The sequence below is a fragment of the Actinomycetota bacterium genome (assembly GCA_041658565.1).
Classification (GTDB): Bacteria; Actinomycetota; AC-67; order AC-67; family AC-67; genus JBAZZY01.
In genome coordinates this window covers 1-17865 of the sequence record JBAZZY010000028.1, presented here as the reverse complement: position 1 = coordinate 17865, position 17865 = coordinate 1, and the positions used below count along the sequence as shown (strand labels likewise).

Sequence of the window (17865 nt, the reverse complement as noted above, 5' to 3'; positions counted from 1 at the left end):
ACACGCATCCTACCCTCAGCCTCAAAGGAAACGGCCGCCGATTTTTCGGCGGCCGTCGTCCGTCTTGACCGGGCTAGTTCTCGCTACCGGCCAGCTCCAGCGGCGGCCGGTCCGGCGGGACCGGAGCCGGCTCGAACACGATCTCGCCGTCTCGCGCGTCGGCAATGAGCGTCGTACCCGGCGGGAACGCCTTCCACAGCATCTTCTCGGACATCTGGTCTTCGACCATACGCTGAATCGTGCGACGCAGCGGGCGCGCGCCGAGCGACTGGTCGTACCCCTTCTCCGCCAGCAGCGACTTCGCGGCGTCGGTAAGGATGATCTCGATGTCCTTGCTCTTCAACTGCTCCTGGATGCGGCGCATCATCAGATCCACAATCAGCTTGACATCGGCAAGCAACAGTGGGTGGAACACGATGATCTCGTCGATGCGATTGAGGAACTCGGGACGGAAGGAGTGCTTCATCTCCTCCATCACGCGCTCGCGCATGCGGTCGTAGTCCATCATTCCGGCCTGCTTCGAACTGAAGCCGAGTCCGCCCTTTTCCAAATCCCGCGTGCCGAGGTTCGACGTCATGATGATCACGGTGTTCTTGAAGTCCACCGTGTGTCCCTGGGCGTCGGTGAGACGTCCGTCTTCAAGAATCTGCAACAGCGTGTTGAAGACGTCGGGATGCGCCTTCTCAATCTCATCGAACAGGACCACGCTGAACGGCCGGCGACGCACGCGCTCAGTAAGTTGCCCACCCTCTTCGTAGCCGACGTACCCCGGCGGCGAACCGATCAACCGAGACACGGTGTGCTTCTCCATGTACTCGCTCATGTCCAGTTGGATCAGCGCCGACTCCTCGCCGAACAAGAACTCCGCCAGCGTCTTGGCAAGTTCGGTCTTCCCGACGCCCGAGGGGCCAAGGAAGATGAACGAACCCGAAGGACGCTTGGGGTCCTTCAGGCCGGCGCGCGTGCGCCGGATCGCCTTGCTGACCGCACGGATGGCATCGTCCTGGCTGACGATCCGCTTGTGCAGTTCGTCTTCCATGCGCAGCAACTTCGCGGTTTCCTCTTCGGTGAGCTTGTAGACCGGGATGCCCGTCCACAACGCGAGCACTTCCGCGATCTCCTCCTCGCCGATCTGAGGCAGACGGTCGACCTCGCCGGCGCGCCACTCGCGCTCGCGCTTCTCGCGCTCGCTGCGCAGTGTGTTCTCCTGCTCACGCAAACGAGCAGCCTGGTCGTAGTCCTGCTCGGTGATCGCGGCGTCCTTCTGATCGCGAACTCCCGCGATTTGCTCGTCGAATTCGCGAAGGTCCGGCGGGACGGTCATGCGCAAGATGCGCATACGCGAGCCGGCTTCGTCGATGAGGTCGATCGCTTTGTCGGGCAGGAACCGGTCGGAGATGTAGCGGTCGGCAAGGTTTGCGGCGGCGACGATCGCGTCCTCGCCGATCAAGATGTGGTGGTGCTCTTCGTAGCGCTCCTTCAGCCCCTTGAGGATCTTCACCGTGTCGGCCACCGAGGGCTCTTCCACCTTGATCGGCTGGAACCGGCGCTCCAGCGCGGCGTCCTTCTCTAGGTGCTTGCGGTACTCATCCAGGGTCGTCGCACCGATCGTCTGCAACTCGCCGCGCGCAAGCATCGGCTTCAGAATGCTCGCAGCGTCGATCGCTCCCTCGGCCGCGCCGGCACCGACGAGCGTGTGCAACTCGTCGATGAACAGCACAATGTCGCCGCGCGTGCGAATTTCTTTCAAGACCTTCTTCAACCGCTCTTCGAAGTCTCCGCGGTAACGCGACCCGGCGACCAGCGCGCCGAGGTCGAGGGTGTAGATCTGCTTGCCCTTGAGCGTCTCGGGGACTTCGTTGCGGATGATGCGAGTCGCCAACCCCTCGACGATCGCCGTCTTGCCGACACCGGGCTCACCGATCAGGACCGGGTTGTTCTTGGTGCGGCGTGACAGAACCTGCATCACGCGTTCGATTTCCTTCTCGCGGCCCACGGTCGGGTCGAGCTTGCCCTCGCGCGCGAGGTGCGTCAGGTTGCGGCCGAACTGGTCGAGCACGGGAGAGCCGCTCGGTGCCTGCTCGCCGGCGGGCTGCCCGCCCCCGCCTTCTTTCTGGCCGCTCTGATAGCCCTGCAGCAGCGCAATGACTTGAGCGCGCACCTTGTTCAGGTCTGCCCCCAACTTGACCAAGACCTGCGCGGCAACGCCTTCGCCTTCACGGATGAGGCCGAGCAGGATGTGCTCGGTGCCGATGTAGTTATGGCCGAGTTGCAGCGCCTCGCGCAACGACAACTCCAGAACCTTCTTGGCGCGCGGCGTGAACGGGATGTGTCCCGGCGGCGGCGCCTGGCCCTGTCCAATGATCTCCTCGACTTGCTGACGCACTCCGTCGAGCGAGATGCCGAGCGACTCCAGCGCCTTTGCTGCAACGCCTTCGCCCTCGTGGATTAGGCCGAGCAGGATGTGCTCGGTTCCGATGTAGTTGTGATTGAGCATCCGCGCTTCTTCTTGCGCCAGGACGACAACCCGGCGTGCGCGGTCCGTGAATCGCTCGAACACCACTGACCTCTCTCTCGACGCGGTCCTCCCCGGATTATATCCGTGGGGTCACTACCGCTTTCCTTTTCGACAGCCGACTTTCTGCTTTCGTGGATTCCATCGGCGGCCTTTCCCATCATCTATAACCGATTCGGCCGGTTCTCGATTCCCTTTTCGGGGAGCAGGACCGCGGGGCGCCTTTGACGGCGGCTTTTCGCTGGTGAGGGCGCTACTCGGCCTCTGGGCGAAGCAGTGGGAACAAGATCACCTCGCGGATGCTTGCAACGTCAGCAAGCAGCATGACCAGGCGATCGACGCCGACGCCGAGTCCACCGGCGGGCGGCATACCGTATTCGAGCGCGCGCAGGTAATCCTCGTCCACAGACATTGCCTCGTCGTCACCGGCCGCTTTCTCGCGGGCCTGCGCCTCAAAGCGCGCGCGCTGATCCACCGGGTCGTTCAACTCGCTGAAGGCGTTCGCGAGTTCCCTGCCGACGGCGATCACCTCAAAGCGCTCGGTTACATTCGGGTCATTTCGGTGGATTCGCGCCAGCGGAGAAACCTCGACCGGGTAGTCCGTGACGAAAGTCGGATCCCACAGTCCGTGCTCGACGTGCTTTTCAAACAGTTCGACGACGAGCTTGCCGGTCCCCCAGCGCTTCTCGTAAGGGACGCCGTCGCGGTCGCACAACTCGCGCGCGCGCTCGACCGGCCAGTCGTAAGACAGATCCTGGGCACCCACGGCTTCGCGAACCAACTCCAGCATGCTCGCCCTCCGCCAATCGCCGCCGATCTGAACGGCGCGGCCTTGGTACTCGATCACCTCGGCCGGCGAGACCGCCTGCACCATGGACTGCGTCAGTTCCATCATCTCGGTGTAGTCGGCGTAGGCCTGGTAGGCCTCGAGCATCGTGAACTCCGGGTTGTGCTTGACGCTCACGCCTTCGTTTCGGAAGTTGCGGTTGATCTCGAAGACCCGCTCCATCCCACCGACGACGAGGCGCTTCAAGTACAACTCCGGCGCGATACGAAGGTACAAGTCCATGTCGAGCGCGTTGATGTGCGTCACGAAGGGGCGCGCGGTCGCGCCGCCGGGTTGGGACTGCAGCATCGGCGTTTCGACTTCGAGGAAGCCGCGCGCGCTCATGAACTCGCGAAGGCCTTGCACCGTGCGCGCGCGCAACTCGGCGATCCGGCGCGCCTCGGGATTGACGGCGAGGTCCACATAGCGGCGGCGGTAGCGCTGCTCGACGTCTCGCAATCCGTGCCACTTCTCCGGCAGCGGACGGATGGACTTGGCAAGGAGTTGCAGCGAATCCGCGCGCACCGACAACTCGCCCTTGCGGGTCTTGATGATCTCGCCCTCAGCACCGACCCAGTCGCCGAGGTCGAGTCCCTCGAAGGCCGCGTAAGACTCGGCACCAAGTCGGTCGAGTTGGCACATCAGTTGGATCTCGCCGGTACCGTCGCGCAACGTTCCAAAAGACATCTTGCCGTGCCCGCGCTTGAGCACCAGGCGACCGGCGACCGACGCGCGCGCGCCGGTCTCTGCTCCCTGCTCGAGCTCGCCGTGCTCACCGTGAATCGCCGCGGCAGTGTGCGTGCGGTCGAAGCGAACGGGGTAGGGGTTCACACCCGACGCGCGCATTTGCTCGACCTTGTCCAGGCGCGCGCGCTCGATGTCGTCGAACCGCTCGGTCATTCGCCACCCCGCGTGTTGAGTTCGTAAATCTGCAGCAGCCCTTCCAGCGTCAACCACGGTTCGTGGTGATCCACGGTGTGCGCGTGCGGCATGATCACCGGCGCCAGTCCGCCGGTGGCCACGCTTGGGGCGACCCCGCCTAGTTCCTCGCGCATCCGAGTGATGATTGCATCCACCTGACCGGCGAAGCCGTAAAGCACTCCGGACTGAATCGCCTCGACCGTGGTCTTGCCGATGACCGACTGCGGAGCGACGAACTCGATATTGCGAAGTTGCGCTCCGGCCGAGACCAGCGCGTTGGTCGAGATCTCCACGCCGGGGGCGATGGAACCGCCCAGGTACTCACCCTTGGCGCTGACGGCGTCAAAGGTCGTCGCCGTTCCGAAGTCGATGACGATGCAGGGCCCGCCGTAACGTGCGAACGCAGCGATCGCGTTCACGATTCGGTCGGCACCGACTTCGCGGGGGTTATCGGTCATGATCGGCATGCCGGTGCGTACGCCGGGACCGACGATGACCGGATCGAAATGGAAGTAGCGCCGCGTCATGTCGCGCAACGCCTCGGTCACTCGCGGAACGACGCTCGAGATCACCACGGCGGTGACGTTGCGGTCGAACGAAAGCCCAACTTGGGACAGCAGCCCTTGAAAGATCAGCGCAGTTTCGTCCGCGGTGCGCTCGGTGTGCGTCGCCACGCGCCAATGCTGCTGCAGATCGGTGCGCTCGAACACCCCGATCACCATCTGAGTGTTGCCGACATCAACCGCGAGCAGCATCTAGATCTCCTCGACTTCCAGGCTCAAATCCGCCGCAGGCGCTGAGTGCGTGAGCGCACCCACGCTGATCGCGTCCACTCCGGTGCGCGCGATCGCGCCGATGGTTTCGAGCGTGACGCCACCCGAAGCCTCGGTGCGCGCGCGCCCGGCCACGATCTCAACGGCTTCCGACAGAGTCCGCACATCCATATTGTCCAGCAGCAACTCGTCCGCGCCGGCATCGAGGGCCTCTCGCACCTGCGCGAGCGTGTCGCACTCGACCTCGACCCAGGTCGCGGCCGCCTTCGCCGCAGCCACCGCCGGGCCAAGACCGCCCGCCGCGACGATGTGGTTGTCCTTGATCAAGACGGCTTCCGCGAGCGTCGAACGGTGGTTGGTTCCACCGCCCGCGCGCACCGCGGCCTTCTCCAGCGCGCGCCACCCCGGCGTCGTCTTTCGCGTGTCACGCACCTGGACGCCGCCGGCAGCCGCAACATACTGAGCGGTCAGGGTGGCGATCCCCGACAATCGCTGCACGAAGTTCAACGCCGTGCGCTCCGCCGACAAGATCGCGCGCAGCGACCCCTCGACCTCGGCCACAACCGAGTCCGGGGACAAGCAAGCGCCGTCGGCGACCAGCACGTTCACGCGCACCTTGGCGTCCATTTCCAAGAACGCCGCCTCGAACAACTCGAGGCCGGCGATCACGCACGCGGTCCGTGCCACGCAGCGCGCGCGGCCGCGCGCGCCGGCAGGAACGGTGGCCAGGGTGGTGACGTCCTCGAACGCCGCGTCCTCAACGAGCGCGTCCCGAACGATCTGCCGCGCGCGCTCGTCCAACTACAGGCTCGCGGTCGCGTAGACCTCGCCGCGAATCTCGGTCACGCGGTTAAGGCCGTCCACGAATACGACCGTCGGCTTGTACTCGCGCGCCTCGGCGTCGCTCATGTGCGCGTACGAGATGATGATGATGAGATCTCCCTCACCGACCAGGCGCGCGGCCGCGCCGTTCAGGCATACCGTCCCGGATCCCGCCGGGCCCTCGATGACGTAGGTCTCCAGGCGCGCGCCGTTGGTGATGTCTGCGATCTGGACCTTCTCATTGGGCAGAAGATCCGCAGCCTTCATCAGGTCGGTGTCGATAGAGATCGATCCCATGTAATCCACGTTGGCCTCGGTCACCGTGGCCCGGTGGATCTTGGATTTCATCATGGTGCGAAACATCAGTCGTCCCTCCGATCGATGCCCCGAGCCGGGGTCACCGTCATGTTGTCAATCAATCGAGCACTACCGAACCATGCCGCAACGGCGCACAGCGCCGGGACATCGAGGCGCTCGAGGTCGTCGAGAGTCTCGGGGTCCACGCACGCCGCGTAGTCAAGGCGCGCGAGCGGCTCGCAGGATATCTGCGCGGCCATCATCTCCGCGATTCGCCGTCCGTCTGATTCGCCCTCTGCGACCGCGACGGCAGCGGCATCCAGAGAACGTTTGAGCACCAGAGCCGAGCGGCGCTGGTCGTCGTTGAGGTAGACGTTGCGGCTGGACATCGCGAGCCCGTCGGACTCGCGCACGATCGGGCACCCGACGACCTCAACCGGGAAGTTCAGGGCGCGCGCCAGGTTTCGGATGACCACCAACTGCTGCGCGTCCTTCTGCCCGAAGTACATCCGGCAGGCGCCGGCGATGTTGAACAACTTGGCGACCACGGTCACGACGCCGTCGAAGTGCTCCGGTCGCGTGCGCCCGCAGAGTTTCGTCGCCATAGGTCCGGCCGATACGCGCACACCGGTGTCCGTTCCGTACATCTCCTCAGTGCCCGGAGCGAACACGACGTCGGCTCCCTCGCGCTCGCAAATGTCCAGATCGCGATCGAGATCACGTGGGTACGCGGAAAGGTCCTCATTCGCACCGAACTGCAGCGGGTTCACGAAGATGCTCACTCCGACGATGTCATTGTCGGCGCGCGCGCGCCGCACCAGGCTCGCGTGGCCCTCGTGCAAGTACCCCATGGTCGGGACGAAACCAATCCTGCGACCCGCCTCGCGTTCCTTCTCGAACATGCGCTGCGCGTCCGCAACCGTCGCGAGAATCCTCATCGATGCGCCGCCTCCTCCAGCGCTTCGCGAACACGCTCGGCCGCCTCCGGACCCAGGCGGCCCGATTCAACCGCGAGCGCGAGCGCGCGGCGCGCGTTCGCCACGTAAGGCTCGATGAGATCGACCGGCAGTGCAGCCAAGTGCGCGCGCAACGTCCCGACGTCGCCGCGGACGACGGGCCCGGTGAGCGCAGCGGCCGGACCCAACCGCTGGATGTTGTCCACGGTCGCTCGCATCAAGGGAACGATGAGATCGTGGCCGCCGAGCAGTCGTGCGGCATCTCCCGCCAGCGCAACGGTGAAGTTCGACGACATCACCAACGCCGCGTGATACAGCGGCCGCTGCTCCTCCGAGATGAACAGTGCCTGCCCGCCCAGGTCGCCGACGAACCCCGCGCACCACGCACGCAGATCGTCCGGACACGTCACCCCGAAAACAGTTCCTTCGAGCGGTTGATTGTTCGTCGCAACCGGAACGGCCGGATGCACTGCCGCCACAAGCGCGCCGCACGCCTCGAGAACATCCAAACCCGCCAGGCCGCACGTATGCATCACCACAGCCCCGGGACGCCCCACGCGCGCGACCACTCCGGCCGCCTGGCGAATCTCGTCGTCGGGCACTGCGATCACCACGACGTTCGCGTCGGCGATCACTCCCGGATCGTCGTCCCGCCGAAGTTCGCCGAGAACGCGGTGCCCCGCGCGCTCGAGCGCCCGGGCAAAGGACCCACCGACCCGCCCGGCACCGACCACGACAACGTCAAAGGGGCGCTGCGGAGGCAGCGGTCGCAGAGAGGGGTGTTCGGCCGAGAACGGCCGCGGATGTTGCTGCACGTTTCCTCCTCCGTTCCGGTCCCGCACCGGGTACCGTTCGGACGCAGCCAAGTATACCGCCGCGAAACACCTCGTGAATCGGGAGGCGACGCCACGGGACTGCGGTGACGGTGAGTCAGGGCCGTACTTCGACGAACCCGGCGGCGGCGAAATCGCCGTCGAAGGCCAGCGCCTCGCGAATCCGAAGACGCCGCATCATCGCGAAGCTCGTGGCGTCCACAAACGAGTACTCCCGCTCGTCGTGGCGACGCAACCACTGCCACGCCTGATGTTCCGTGCCCTTGTCGACGTGTTCGACGGTCAGCGCGCGAGAAGCGAGCGCGGCGTCCGCCATTCGAAGCGCTCCGCCGTGCCCAACGCGACGACGAAGAAACGTCCACGTCTCACCAAGGACATGATTGGTCGTCAGGAGCGACCCTCGTTCGCCCGCCCATATCGCTCGCGCCGCCGCGTGATTCCGATCTCTGGATACCGATAACGCAACCCAGTAGGACGTATCAACGAACCTCATCGCGGGTAGACCACGTCGTCGACGTTCCCCGGCTCCACGTCAAAGGCGCCCACCATGGAGTCGAGTGGGTCGCCGCCCGCCTTTCGGGGCTTGAGCCGCTCGCCGACAAACATCCGGATGAGGGCCGCCTTAGACGTTCCGGTACGGGCCGCCTCAACGGCAAGGGCGTCGTCCATCTCTTCTTCGATGTAGATCTGAAGCCGCTTCATGCAGGGAGATCATACAGCCCGTGGCGCTGTATACATCTCTCCGCCGCCCCCTCCGTTGAAGTCCGTCCCTGAACGGTGCCCGCAGACGTTCCCCCAGCCGGACAGGGGCGCCTCGGGCAACTCATTGCGGGGTTCGAAGTCGGGACCAGAACGGTTCAGACCTATTCGAATAGTTATCAGAGTGCGACAGATAGGGTCTGGGGCTCGCAGGTCACGCGCGCTTCCCATCGTTTGATTGCCTGGATACGATGGCGGTGATTCGAGCGTGATGAAGGAGATGACGATGCTCGATCCCGACCGCGTTGATCTGCGCGCGCTCGCCGAGGCGCTGGAGGATCACTCCGGCATGAACGCGTGGTACTTGGACCCGGAGACGGGCGCGGTCGAGCCGTTTCTCGAGGACGCCACCGGCGACGAGCCTGCCCCTCCCGACGACTGGATTCAGATCCAGGCACTGGAGTCTCGCGAAGCGTACGAGGACTTGGAGAACTTCGTCGCGCGCGTAGGAGATTCGCGCGCGCGCGACCTTCTCTCTCGCGCGATCGGAGGCCGCGGGGCCTTCCGTCGATTCAAAGACACGCTGTTCGAGTTCCCCGAATTGCGGGAGGCGTGGTTTGCTTTCCACGATGCGCGGATGCGCAGGCGCGCGCTCCGCTGGCTCGCCGACGAGGGACTCGCGGACGAGGTTGCCGTCGAGCGCGCGACGAAAGACGTTCGTGAGCCGGATCTTCCGCAGCTCGCCGAGGTCTTCGACGCCGAGAAGATCGCGCGCGCGGTCGCGTCCGACCTTCGCGAGTTCTACGGCTCGCGGCTGCGCGAGATCATCATGTACGGGTCAGCGGCGCGCGGCGAGGCCCACGAGGAATCCGACATCGACCTGCTCGTCGTCCTCGACCACATCGACTCGCCATACCAGGAGATCGAGCGCACGAGCGAGATCGCATGGCGTCACACCCTCGAACACCACGTGCTCGTCTCGATCGTCCATGTCTCCGAGGCCGAGATCGACCAAGGGAAGAGCGCGTTCCTCCGGAACGCCCAGAGGGACGGAAGGCGCGTCGCGTGAGTTTCCCGCGGGCGCACGAGGCTCTCTCTGCTGCGCGCGTTCTCCTGGAATCGCGATTCGCAGCCGACGCGGTATCGCGCGCCTATTACGCGACCTACCATGCTGCCTCCGCTGCGGTGGAGAGCGTTGGCGGCGAGCCGAAGAGTCACGCCGGACTCCTCAGGCTGTTCGGTGAGCTTGTCGTGGTCCCCGGACTGCTGCCGTCCGAGTTCGGCGTGATTCTCCACCGCCTGCAGGCCGCGCGAGCGCGCGCGGACTACGTCGGGGAGATCGGCTCGGATGCGGCGGAATCGGCCGTCCGCGACGCAACGCGATTCGTCGAAGCCGTCGAGAACTGGGTGAACACGTCAGGCGAGCAGTGAGCCGCGGGGACACACCTTCCGAGCACGGGCGTTCCGCATGCGGGGGCGGCTCCGGCCTCACGCGAGGAAGAGCGTGCCTTCCGTGACCTCCAGGCGATCCGATCCGATCAAGGCGGCAAGCGCCTCCAGAATGCACTGGCATAGCGGCCAGCACATTGTTCTTCGCGAGGTACATCGGGGATGCATCTGGAGCGCGCGCCCCGTCGTCGTCGTCCAGGACGCCCCCGATCTCCTGGCCTTCTGGACGCCGTTCGGCACCAGGTGGCACGTCCCGGTTTCTTTGGACGGCGAACGACTGGACGTCCAGCCGGAGGAGTGGAATCTGATCGAGAGGCCTTTCACGCTGCGCATGCTGCGTCTCGCGACACCCGGTGCTGCGCACTCGGTGCTTCTGTTCTGGCAAGACGACGAGTTCCTCGCGTGGTACGTCAACCTCGAAGAACCCCTGCGCCGCACGGGCATCGGTTTCGACTATCTCGACCAGAAGCTCGATCTCGTCATCAACGCCGACGGATCGTGGGAATGGAAGGACGAAGACCACCTCGGCCAAGCCGTGCGGCAGGGGATTCTCGGCGCCGACCAAGCGGCGGCCGTACGACGTGAGGGTGAGCGAGTGCTGGAGCGATACATCGGACGTAAGTCACCCTTCAACGAGGGATGGGAACGCTGGCGCCCAAACCCCGAATGGACGATCCCCGAACTGCCAAAAGGATGGGACCGGCTCCCGTAGACGTGATGGCCACCCACGCGCGAGGAAACCGTCAGGCGAGCAGCGAGCAGCGGGCGGGTAGGTGATCACGGGGTCGGTGACGACCTTGACGAGCGATGGACCCGGCGTCGCCGGCGCGCGCACGCGCATCGCGAAGCCCTCGTCGTTTTCGCAGGTGAAAGCGGGAGAACGCGCATGTTCGTGCGCGTGAACCTCTCGAATCGAGAGATTGACCATCCTGACGGCCCAGGCTAGAGTAGTAGTCGTGAAGGATTTCGGGCGAGAAGAACTCGAGCGGGCTCTCACCGTTCTCGGAGAAACGCTGCGCGCGCGGAACCTCCGGTTTGAGCTTGTCGCCGTCGGAGGGAGCAGCCTGCTGCTTCTGGGATTGATGCATCGCCCCACCCAGGACCTGGACATCGTGGCACTCATGCGCGATGGGCACCCCTCAACGGCTGTTCCGCTGCCCGACGAACTTCTCACAGCGGCCTCGGATGTCGCCGCGGTTCTCGGGCTGGGACCGAAGTGGTTGAACGCTGAATCTTCGGGACTCTTCGATCTAGGACTGCCCCGCGGATTCGACGAGAGACTTGAAACTCGCATCTACGGTGGATTGGTTCTGCACCTTGCCGGCCGCTTCGATCAGATCCACTTCAAGGTGTACGCGGCTGCGGACGGCATGAGCCCAAAGCACATCGACGATCTTCGCCGACTCACGCCAAGCCGGGAGGAGTTGCTTGCGGCAGGCCGATGGGCGATGAGCCACGACGTGTCGATGGGCTTCCGCATGCTGCTCGTCAGAACGCTCGCGGATCTGGGAGTGAGCGATGCGGACGACGAACTTTAGGTCGGCGCTCGACGAGAGCGTCCTGTCCCTCCTCTGGAGCATGTGGGCCGAGGCCGGGGTGTCGGGGTGGGGCAGGAAGCACACGAGCCACGCCATCGACATCGAACCTCTGATCTTGTTCACGACGAGTTTCCGCGAGATCGATCGCAGACTCCGCGACGAAGTTACGGATTGGTGCATCGAATTCGGCCGTCATGTGTCGGCCACGCGATTGCGGACTCTGCTCGAGACTTCGTGGAGGGACTTCCCCGATCTGCGATCCATGTACGGCGCCTTTGCGGGCACCGTCAATCGACACGGCAACGTCAACTGGCCTTACGCGACGGAGGGCTACAAGTTCGAGCCGACGGGTCGGTCGCACATGCCCGACTTCGCCCGGCCCTCTCTCGTGCAACTGCGTCTCCGGTCGGTCTTTGGCGTTACCACGCGGGCAGAGGTCGTTCGGATGTTTCTTGCCGATCCGTCCGCGAGCCTGTCGGCGGCAGACATCGCGGACGCGGTCGGCTACTCGAAGCGAAACGTCTTCGACGCTCTCGAATCCTTGCGAATGGGAGGGCTCCTCGACGTGATCGCGGTCCGAAACTCCAAGCGGTACAGACCAATTTCACCCGAGAGGTTCGTCGCATCCGTCGGCGAACTGCCGGACTTCTTCCCGGCGTGGATCAACATCTTCCGGGTGCTCGCGTTCGTCAAGCGCTACGCGGACGCGTCGGGGCAGATCGACGACATGGGCGCCTCAGTCACAGCGGGAGTGGACCTTCGCGCGGCCGAGAACTCCATTCGTCTGGCGGGGTGGGAAGTGCCGGCGATCCTGGGCTCCGGAGAAGTCCTTGCGGAGCGATTCGAGGAATGGGCCGGAACACTCGCGCAAGGGCTGGCCGGGGCGGACATGAAGGTCTTTGCACCGAGTCATCGCCGCACGTCGGCGTCGCAGTAGGCTTCGGACAACTCCCGGCGATCCGGCCGGACGGCGTGAGGGTAAGCGAGTGCTGGAGCGATGACGCCGGAGTTGGGGACGAAGTACGCCTCTGCGCAACGCATCTGAATTCTCCGAGGAGGCGCAAGCCGGCTTCCGTCGAGGCATTCAGCGAGGCAGTGATTACCGGCTCGGGGCTGGAATCGGCTCCCCCGACAGCGCAGACAGCGAGAACGACGCAGTGCAGTCGTTGAGCCGTCCGGGAGGGCCGAGAACGGGAGCGAAGAAGAGGGCCGGAATCCTCATCCCCGGATGCGTGTCGATGCTCTTCTCAACCTCCACTCTCTTGCTCCCCCAGCGCGAGACCAGCCGCATCTCAAGCAGCGCCGACTCTCTCACCACCAGCTCCCCGCCGGACCCCAGCACCAGAAACTCACCCGTATCCGGGTTCCTCGATGCGTAGCAAGCGAACTCGCCATGCTGCTCGACTCCCCTGGGAAGGGACAACACGCGCACAGGAACGGCCTTGGGAGCGAAGAACTGCAGAGCTTTGTCACGCGCGGGTTTCGGCGGCGGCGCGGCCCCACTAAGAACCTTGACCAAGACCAGCGCGCCGATTGCGAAGGCCACCGCCAGCGTGCGGACAACCACACCCGGCTTCATCTCATCACCCCGCACGCCCCAATGTCGCCGACGACCAAACTGCAGTCTCCAGATTGCATCTAGTTGCGCCTGGGGATGTAGCCCGGGCTTCCCCCGACGGATGGCTTCACGCTGGTAAGTACCTTGCCGCCCTCATCGAATGCGACGACCTCAGGTACTTCCTGCAGCCGGGGCACAGCCTGTAAAGCAAAGAAGCGAACTCGAAAACCGGGGACGCGAACCACACGCGCTGCCAGGTCGCGGTTTCCAGCATCCACGCGGACGCGGTCAACGTCTTCCCAGGCCGCGCCGTAGATGTAGGTTGCGTTCTCCTCGTACTCAGCTTGAGGCGCGAAATGCAGCCGGGGGAGCCAAGTTTCGAGGAGGGATTCCGGACCACACTGACTGCTAGTGCGGCCATGAGATACCGCCAATGCCAGACAGAAGTCACCCGCTTGATCGAAGTAGATCTGAAGACTCCACAGCGCCGTCACTCGTGCGTCGCCGGAAGGCTCGCTCCCGCCGGCAAGGACCAGCGGGTGGTCGGATGACGGATGCGGTCGGCCGGCCGCGTCGTCCCCACGGGTGCATGCAGTGAGGCCGACGAGCAGTGCGACGCCGACAAGACACCGCAGGACCTTTGTGAGCCTCATGTCGATCCCCCGTCGCGCGCCCAAAGACACGAGGCCCGCGAATGTAAGGGGTGCCGGACGGCGGACCCGGCCGACCAGCCACATGAAACGGCGAGCATGGCGCCTCAATAGGCGCCTTCGAAGAGTTCCAAGTCGACGCGCGCGGAACGCCCGGGAAGCACGCGAACCCAACCGCAGTACGAGCCCGAGGAACAAGGTGACCCCATCGCGGGACGACCCGAATACGACTCAATGAGCACCGAGTACTCCCCCGGCGCGAGGGGGATGGAGTACCGGTCGCGTGCGGTTGTGGTGACCCTGTGAGGTCGCCTCGGCCCTTCGTAATCGGCACCATCGAAGTCGCTCCAGCGAAGAGGCGGCGCGTACACGAACACCCGCCGCCGCTCGTGAAGCACCTCGCCGCACGAAGAGGGCTCGTCCGATTCAATCGTGGGCATGCAATTCCCGCCGCGCAGCAGGACGGTGCCGTAAACAGAGCCCTTTCGAACCGGCGGCTTGACGGGTGGGCTCGGAACGTGAGTTGCCATCGAAGGCGTTCCGGTGATGAAGGCTCTGGGCACCCCGGCGCCGCGAGTCGCCCCTGCGCCACCGCAGGCATTCAGAACCATCAGCGACAAGAGCGCTACCGCTCGCACCACCCTGGTAGTTCTCACAGCGTCTCCGTTCGACATGCTCCGCCTGTTTCCTACCCGCAGCAGACCGGATCCGATCCAGCCGCGTGCAGGGACGTGGCGACAGGTCCGCCCATTGAGGAGTTGTGGCCCTCCCGATTTGCGCCCGTACCGGTGAGCATCCCGAAACGAAGATGTCATCTGATGTCCATTCCCTTACTTCGCGCGGCTGCCCGGCGCGCGGCAGGACGGGGCCACCTTCAGGATGGCACCATCTTGGTAGTCAAGGTCCGACTCGTTGCAGCACCCTCCGAATATCAGCAATCCTGCTCCAGTCCAAGCGGTCAGGGTCCCGATCCTCGGTGCAAGCGGACCTTGCGGCAACGCGCGCCACGAGTCCTCGCTCGGGTCGTACGCGAACCCGTCGTTTGAGGCTCCTTCCCCGAGCTTGTCGTCGGTCCTCCCCACACCACCCCAGACGAGCATCTCCCGGCCATCCCAGGCGACGCCGGAGGATCGTCGCGCAACAGGGGCCTCCTTGAGCAAGCGCCAGTGATCAAGGGCGGGATCGTATGCCGCCCCGTCGCCGAGAAACGCAAAATCTGCCGTGCCTCCCCAGATGATCATCTCCTTTCCGGTCCACAGCGCGGTGTTCCAATCTCGCGGCCGCAGCGGTGCGGGTGGGATCCGTCTCCAGGTGTTCGTCGCGGGGGTGTATGCGGCGCCGTCGACAAGGAATGTAGGTGGCACAAACTCTCCGTCAACGACTTTCCCCCCGCCCCGGCTCCCACCCCACAGCAGAAACTCAGTCCCGGTCCAAACCGCATCGGCTCCCGACCGCGCGCTCAGCGGCCCGGGCGGGAGCGCGCGCCAACGGTCGGCGCCGGGGTCATACGCGGCCGCTTCCGCCTTGCCCTGTGCGCCCGGGCCCCACACAAGCAACTCATGACCGTCCCACGCCCCAACGTGGCCGCCCCCAGCCGGAAGAGGTGACGGCGCAATGCGGCGCCACCGGTCCTCGGCGGGGTCGTAAGCAACGCCAAGTTCCCCAAGCGGATCCCCGCCCTGGTCGAGCCCGCCGTCGTCCCAAAACAGAGCCTCCTGTCCGGTCCAAAAGGAGGCAAAGCCCATGTGCCGGCCGATCTCGGGGGCGGGCCGGATAGTGCGCCACGTTCCCTGACGCGCATCAAGACTCGCGCTGTCGCTGTTGTTCCACGCGATGGCCTGCTTCCCGGTCCAGACACTGCCCGCCACCCAATTGAAGCTCGCCGGCGAGGAGGGCATCTTCTCCCAAGTACCCGCGGCAATGTCACAGTTCACCGGTCCCGTGCAGGCCGCAAGCAAGAGGGCGCCAGCCCCGAGACACGCCCACGCGGGGCGACAACCTCTGCTCCGCCACGGCCTTCGGCTCAGCCTCATGTCCATCCCCCGTCGCGCGCCCAAAGACACAAGACTCACGGATGCGAGGGGGCCCGACGGACGGGCGGACCCGGGGACGATGCTGGAGCCTCGGGGCGGGAAGGTAGTCGTCGATGCGGCCTATGTCCAAAGACGCATCGGATCGCGGCGTTTCTCGCCAGCCCTACGCCGGCCGACGGGTCAGCGCATGCCGGATCCAATAAGCCAATCCGCCCACGTGCAGAAATACGCACACGAGAAACACCCACACCCACCGCCCACGACGAAGAGCATGAAAGACGGGCCAGAGAACGAGCGCAAAGAACGACAGCACGACGGACCCGTACAACACGGCGCCGCCCGCGAGCTTGCTCACCCCCGCGACCCGTAGCCAAGGTGCGCGACCCCACCGCACCTCGTCGGCTGGAATACAAACAGGTTCATGCCGTCCGACATCTCCTCCATCGTCCGCGGGTCTTGAGGCACCAAGCGGGGAAGATAGCCGTGGATGCCGCCGGTCGTCGAAGACACGCTCATTCGTCCAGGCGGTGGACGCCGGACGGCGAGATCCCTTGCCGCAGCGCGGGTCTCGCGTCTGCCGCAGCAGGACCCCAGGTGAACGGCTTGAAGCTCGCCTTGGCCCATTTGCACAAAGAGGAGTCCGCTGATCCAGCCCCACAGACCTCGAACTCGACGCCCTTTCGGAAGTTCGATACGTCGCGGAGGCCAGCCACTGTCAGAGGGCCCGCCCAGACAACAAGCACGGTGTCAGATTCTCGCCCAGCCGGCACGTCTCCCGTGAATCGAGCGTCGCGCTGCATACGTCTCAATAGCGGAAGCACTGTGTCTCCATCATTCCTTGCACGGTTCAGCAAGAAGTCCCTGGAATTCCATGTCCGATGCCAGCCCGACACCCCTCGCAAACTGACTCCAGACGGAAAATAGGCCTTCCGACCCCGGCGATTATCAACATGCGCAACGATGTAGTAGGCGGGCGGTGGAGCCCCCAAGCTCCGCCGAGCGGTTTCGACCTCCTCCACCGCCGGGTGGTTGAGTGGGGCGGGGACAATGAAGAACACCCGCACCCCCCGTTCCTGAAGCACGAACACCCCGGTCGCGCTCGAACTTGCGCCCCCACAGGCGGTGCCCGCAAGAGCAAGAGCCGCGCCCAAGAGCGCGCGACGCCACACGGGGCGCGGGAGGCGCGAGCAGCGGATCAACTCAATCACGATTCCCGTTTGTCGCCTGACCGGTCGCGTTTGATCTGGACCGTCCATCGCGCAAGAAGTGTGGTTCCCGCAGCCCTCGGGTAAGTCTCATGTCCATCCCCCGTCGCGCGCCAAAGACACGAGGCCCGCGAAGGCAAGGGGGTCCGACGGCGGACCCGGGGACGATGCTGGAGCCTCGGGGCGGGAAGGTAGTCTTAGATGCCGCTTATGTCCAGGGCGCGCGCAGGGGTTCCATTCGAGAAGGACAGCGAACGGCGGACGGATGCACGGCCTATTCGTCCAGGCGGTGGACACCAGCCGTCGAGATTCCCTGCAGCAGCGCGCGCGCGCTGCCGTGGCCGGGGATTACGGCGTGGGGTGCGATCTCCACCAACGGCACGAGCACGAACGCGCGCCCGTGCATTCGCGGGTGGGGAATGATCAAGTCTTCGTCGGCAACGACCTCATCGCCGACCAACAACAAGTCGATGTCGATCGCGCGCGGGCCCCATCGTTCCTCGCCGGCCCGCACGCGCCCCAAAGCGGTTTCGACGAACGTATTCGGTCCACGGACGGGGAATCAAGTCACCCTCGAGGAACGCGGGCACGCTATGAGCGCGCGCGTGCACATAGGAACTCTCCGACGCATCGGCGTCCGCCGGGTCGCGTGAAACGAAGCGCCCGATCGACGCATCGTAGTACCTCGCTCCCATCTGGTAGAGAACCCCGTCAGCGCCGAATCAACGAGGTCGGCGCGAAAGCGAAGATCCAGCCGGAGGTCGTCGTGACGAAGACACCGCTGCCTGTG

At 65.0% G+C, this 17865-nt stretch carries 20 protein-coding genes; 5 read left to right on the top strand and 15 right to left on the bottom strand.

Going from position 1 to position 17865, the window contains the following annotated elements; translation table 11 throughout:
* Window positions 1-73 precede the first annotated feature (73 nt).
* The 9 genes from WDA27_12215 to WDA27_12175 form a co-directional block, all read right to left on the bottom strand.
* A complete protein-coding gene (locus WDA27_12215; GenBank protein MFA5891696.1) occupies window positions 74-2560 on the bottom strand; it encodes an ATP-dependent Clp protease ATP-binding subunit in 2487 nt (828 codons plus the stop codon).
* A 208-nt stretch (window positions 2561-2768) separates the two neighbouring features.
* Complete coding sequence (gene lysS, locus WDA27_12210) at window positions 2769-4241, bottom strand: lysine--tRNA ligase (GenBank protein MFA5891695.1); 1473 nt, start codon at window positions 4239-4241, stop codon at window positions 2769-2771.
* Window positions 4238-5017, bottom strand: a complete 780-nt coding sequence (locus WDA27_12205) for a type III pantothenate kinase (protein MFA5891694.1) — start codon at window positions 5015-5017, stop codon at window positions 4238-4240. Before WDA27_12205 ends, lysS begins: the two co-directional genes overlap by 4 nt.
* Window positions 5018-5836 (bottom strand): carboxylating nicotinate-nucleotide diphosphorylase, encoded by an 819-nt coding sequence (gene nadC, locus WDA27_12200; protein ID MFA5891693.1) that lies wholly within the window; start codon window positions 5834-5836, stop codon window positions 5018-5020. It abuts the gene before it with no gap.
* Window positions 5837-6220, bottom strand: a complete 384-nt coding sequence (gene panD / locus WDA27_12195; GenBank protein ID MFA5891692.1) for an aspartate 1-decarboxylase — start codon at window positions 6218-6220, stop codon at window positions 5837-5839. It lies immediately after the preceding gene.
* On the bottom strand, window positions 6220-7092 hold the full coding sequence (gene panC, locus WDA27_12190) for a pantoate--beta-alanine ligase (protein MFA5891691.1): 873 nt from the start codon (window positions 7090-7092) through the stop codon (window positions 6220-6222). The genes panD and panC overlap by 1 nt, the downstream gene beginning before the upstream one ends.
* A complete protein-coding gene (locus WDA27_12185; GenBank protein ID MFA5891690.1) occupies window positions 7089-7925 on the bottom strand; it encodes a Rossmann-like and DUF2520 domain-containing protein in 837 nt (278 codons plus the stop codon). The genes panC and WDA27_12185 overlap by 4 nt, the downstream gene beginning before the upstream one ends.
* A gap of 115 nt (window positions 7926-8040) precedes the next feature.
* Window positions 8041-8436, bottom strand: coding sequence for a PIN domain-containing protein (locus tag WDA27_12180; protein ID MFA5891689.1), 396 nt, complete (start codon window positions 8434-8436; stop codon window positions 8041-8043).
* The gene (locus WDA27_12175) at window positions 8433-8645 is read right to left on the bottom strand and encodes a CopG family transcriptional regulator (GenBank protein MFA5891688.1); all 213 of its coding nucleotides are present in this window, start codon (window positions 8643-8645) and stop codon (window positions 8433-8435) included. Before WDA27_12175 ends, WDA27_12180 begins: the two co-directional genes overlap by 4 nt.
* Before the next feature lie 283 nt (window positions 8646-8928).
* Here WDA27_12175 and WDA27_12170 point away from each other — a divergent pair, with 283 nt between their 5' ends.
* The 5 genes from WDA27_12170 to WDA27_12150 all read left to right on the top strand — a co-directional run bounded on the left by WDA27_12170 (window position 8929) and on the right by WDA27_12150 (window position 12566).
* Complete coding sequence (locus WDA27_12170; protein ID MFA5891687.1) at window positions 8929-9711, top strand: UPF0158 family protein; 783 nt, start codon at window positions 8929-8931, stop codon at window positions 9709-9711.
* Entirely contained in the window at window positions 9708-10073 is a 366-nt protein-coding gene (locus tag WDA27_12165) for a HEPN domain-containing protein (GenBank protein ID MFA5891686.1), read from the top strand. The genes WDA27_12170 and WDA27_12165 overlap by 4 nt, the downstream gene beginning before the upstream one ends.
* An 82-nt stretch (window positions 10074-10155) precedes the next feature.
* The gene (locus tag WDA27_12160; protein MFA5891685.1) at window positions 10156-10803 is read left to right on the top strand and encodes a DUF402 domain-containing protein; all 648 of its coding nucleotides are present in this window, start codon (window positions 10156-10158) and stop codon (window positions 10801-10803) included.
* A 244-nt stretch (window positions 10804-11047) separates the two neighbouring features.
* Window positions 11048-11629, top strand: a complete 582-nt coding sequence (locus WDA27_12155; GenBank protein ID MFA5891684.1) for a hypothetical protein — start codon at window positions 11048-11050, stop codon at window positions 11627-11629.
* A complete protein-coding gene (locus tag WDA27_12150; protein MFA5891683.1) occupies window positions 11610-12566 on the top strand; it encodes a hypothetical protein in 957 nt (318 codons plus the stop codon). Before WDA27_12155 ends, WDA27_12150 begins: the two co-directional genes overlap by 20 nt.
* 162 nt (window positions 12567-12728) lie before the next feature.
* Here the strand turns inward: WDA27_12150 and WDA27_12145 are convergent, their stop codons facing one another.
* From WDA27_12145 to folK, 6 genes are all read right to left on the bottom strand, one after another.
* Complete coding sequence (locus WDA27_12145; protein ID MFA5891682.1) at window positions 12729-13223, bottom strand: hypothetical protein; 495 nt, start codon at window positions 13221-13223, stop codon at window positions 12729-12731.
* A gap of 44 nt (window positions 13224-13267) precedes the next feature.
* The gene (locus WDA27_12140; GenBank protein ID MFA5891681.1) at window positions 13268-13840 is read right to left on the bottom strand and encodes a hypothetical protein; all 573 of its coding nucleotides are present in this window, start codon (window positions 13838-13840) and stop codon (window positions 13268-13270) included.
* A gap of 104 nt (window positions 13841-13944) precedes the next feature.
* Window positions 13945-14493, bottom strand: coding sequence for a hypothetical protein (locus tag WDA27_12135; protein ID MFA5891680.1), 549 nt, complete (start codon window positions 14491-14493; stop codon window positions 13945-13947).
* 174 nt (window positions 14494-14667) lie between these two features.
* On the bottom strand, window positions 14668-15771 hold the full coding sequence (locus tag WDA27_12130; protein ID MFA5891679.1) for a hypothetical protein: 1104 nt from the start codon (window positions 15769-15771) through the stop codon (window positions 14668-14670).
* A gap of 262 nt (window positions 15772-16033) precedes the next feature.
* On the bottom strand, window positions 16034-16225 hold the full coding sequence (locus WDA27_12125) for a hypothetical protein (GenBank protein ID MFA5891678.1): 192 nt from the start codon (window positions 16223-16225) through the stop codon (window positions 16034-16036).
* A 1124-nt stretch (window positions 16226-17349) separates the two neighbouring features.
* Window positions 17350-17598: a 2-amino-4-hydroxy-6-hydroxymethyldihydropteridine diphosphokinase gene (gene folK, locus WDA27_12120; protein ID MFA5891677.1), complete on the bottom strand. Its 249-nt coding sequence runs from the start codon at window positions 17596-17598 to the stop codon at window positions 17350-17352.
* Window positions 17599-17865: the final 267 nt, after the last annotated feature.

Bases quoted from the DNA above. Each gene is read 5' to 3' on its own strand.
- panD (MFA5891692.1), bottom strand. From the start codon at position 6,220: ATGTTTCGCACCATGATGAAATCCAAGATCCACCGGGCCACGGTGACC.
- WDA27_12205 (MFA5891694.1), bottom strand. From the start codon at position 5,017: ATGCTGCTCGCGGTTGATGTCGGCAACACTCAGATGGTGATCGGGGTG.
- WDA27_12180 (MFA5891689.1), bottom strand. From the start codon at position 8,436: ATGAGGTTCGTTGATACGTCCTACTGGGTTGCGTTATCGGTATCCAGA.
- WDA27_12150 (MFA5891683.1), top strand. From the start codon at position 11,610: ATGCGGACGACGAACTTTAGGTCGGCGCTCGACGAGAGCGTCCTGTCC.
- WDA27_12175 (MFA5891688.1), bottom strand. From the start codon at position 8,645: ATGAAGCGGCTTCAGATCTACATCGAAGAAGAGATGGACGACGCCCTT.
- lysS (MFA5891695.1), bottom strand. From the start codon at position 4,241: ATGACCGAGCGGTTCGACGACATCGAGCGCGCGCGCCTGGACAAGGTC.
- WDA27_12170 (MFA5891687.1), top strand. From the start codon at position 8,929: ATGCTCGATCCCGACCGCGTTGATCTGCGCGCGCTCGCCGAGGCGCTG.
- panC (MFA5891691.1), bottom strand. From the start codon at position 7,092: ATGAGGATTCTCGCGACGGTTGCGGACGCGCAGCGCATGTTCGAGAAG.
- WDA27_12140 (MFA5891681.1), bottom strand. From the start codon at position 13,840: ATGAGGCTCACAAAGGTCCTGCGGTGTCTTGTCGGCGTCGCACTGCTC.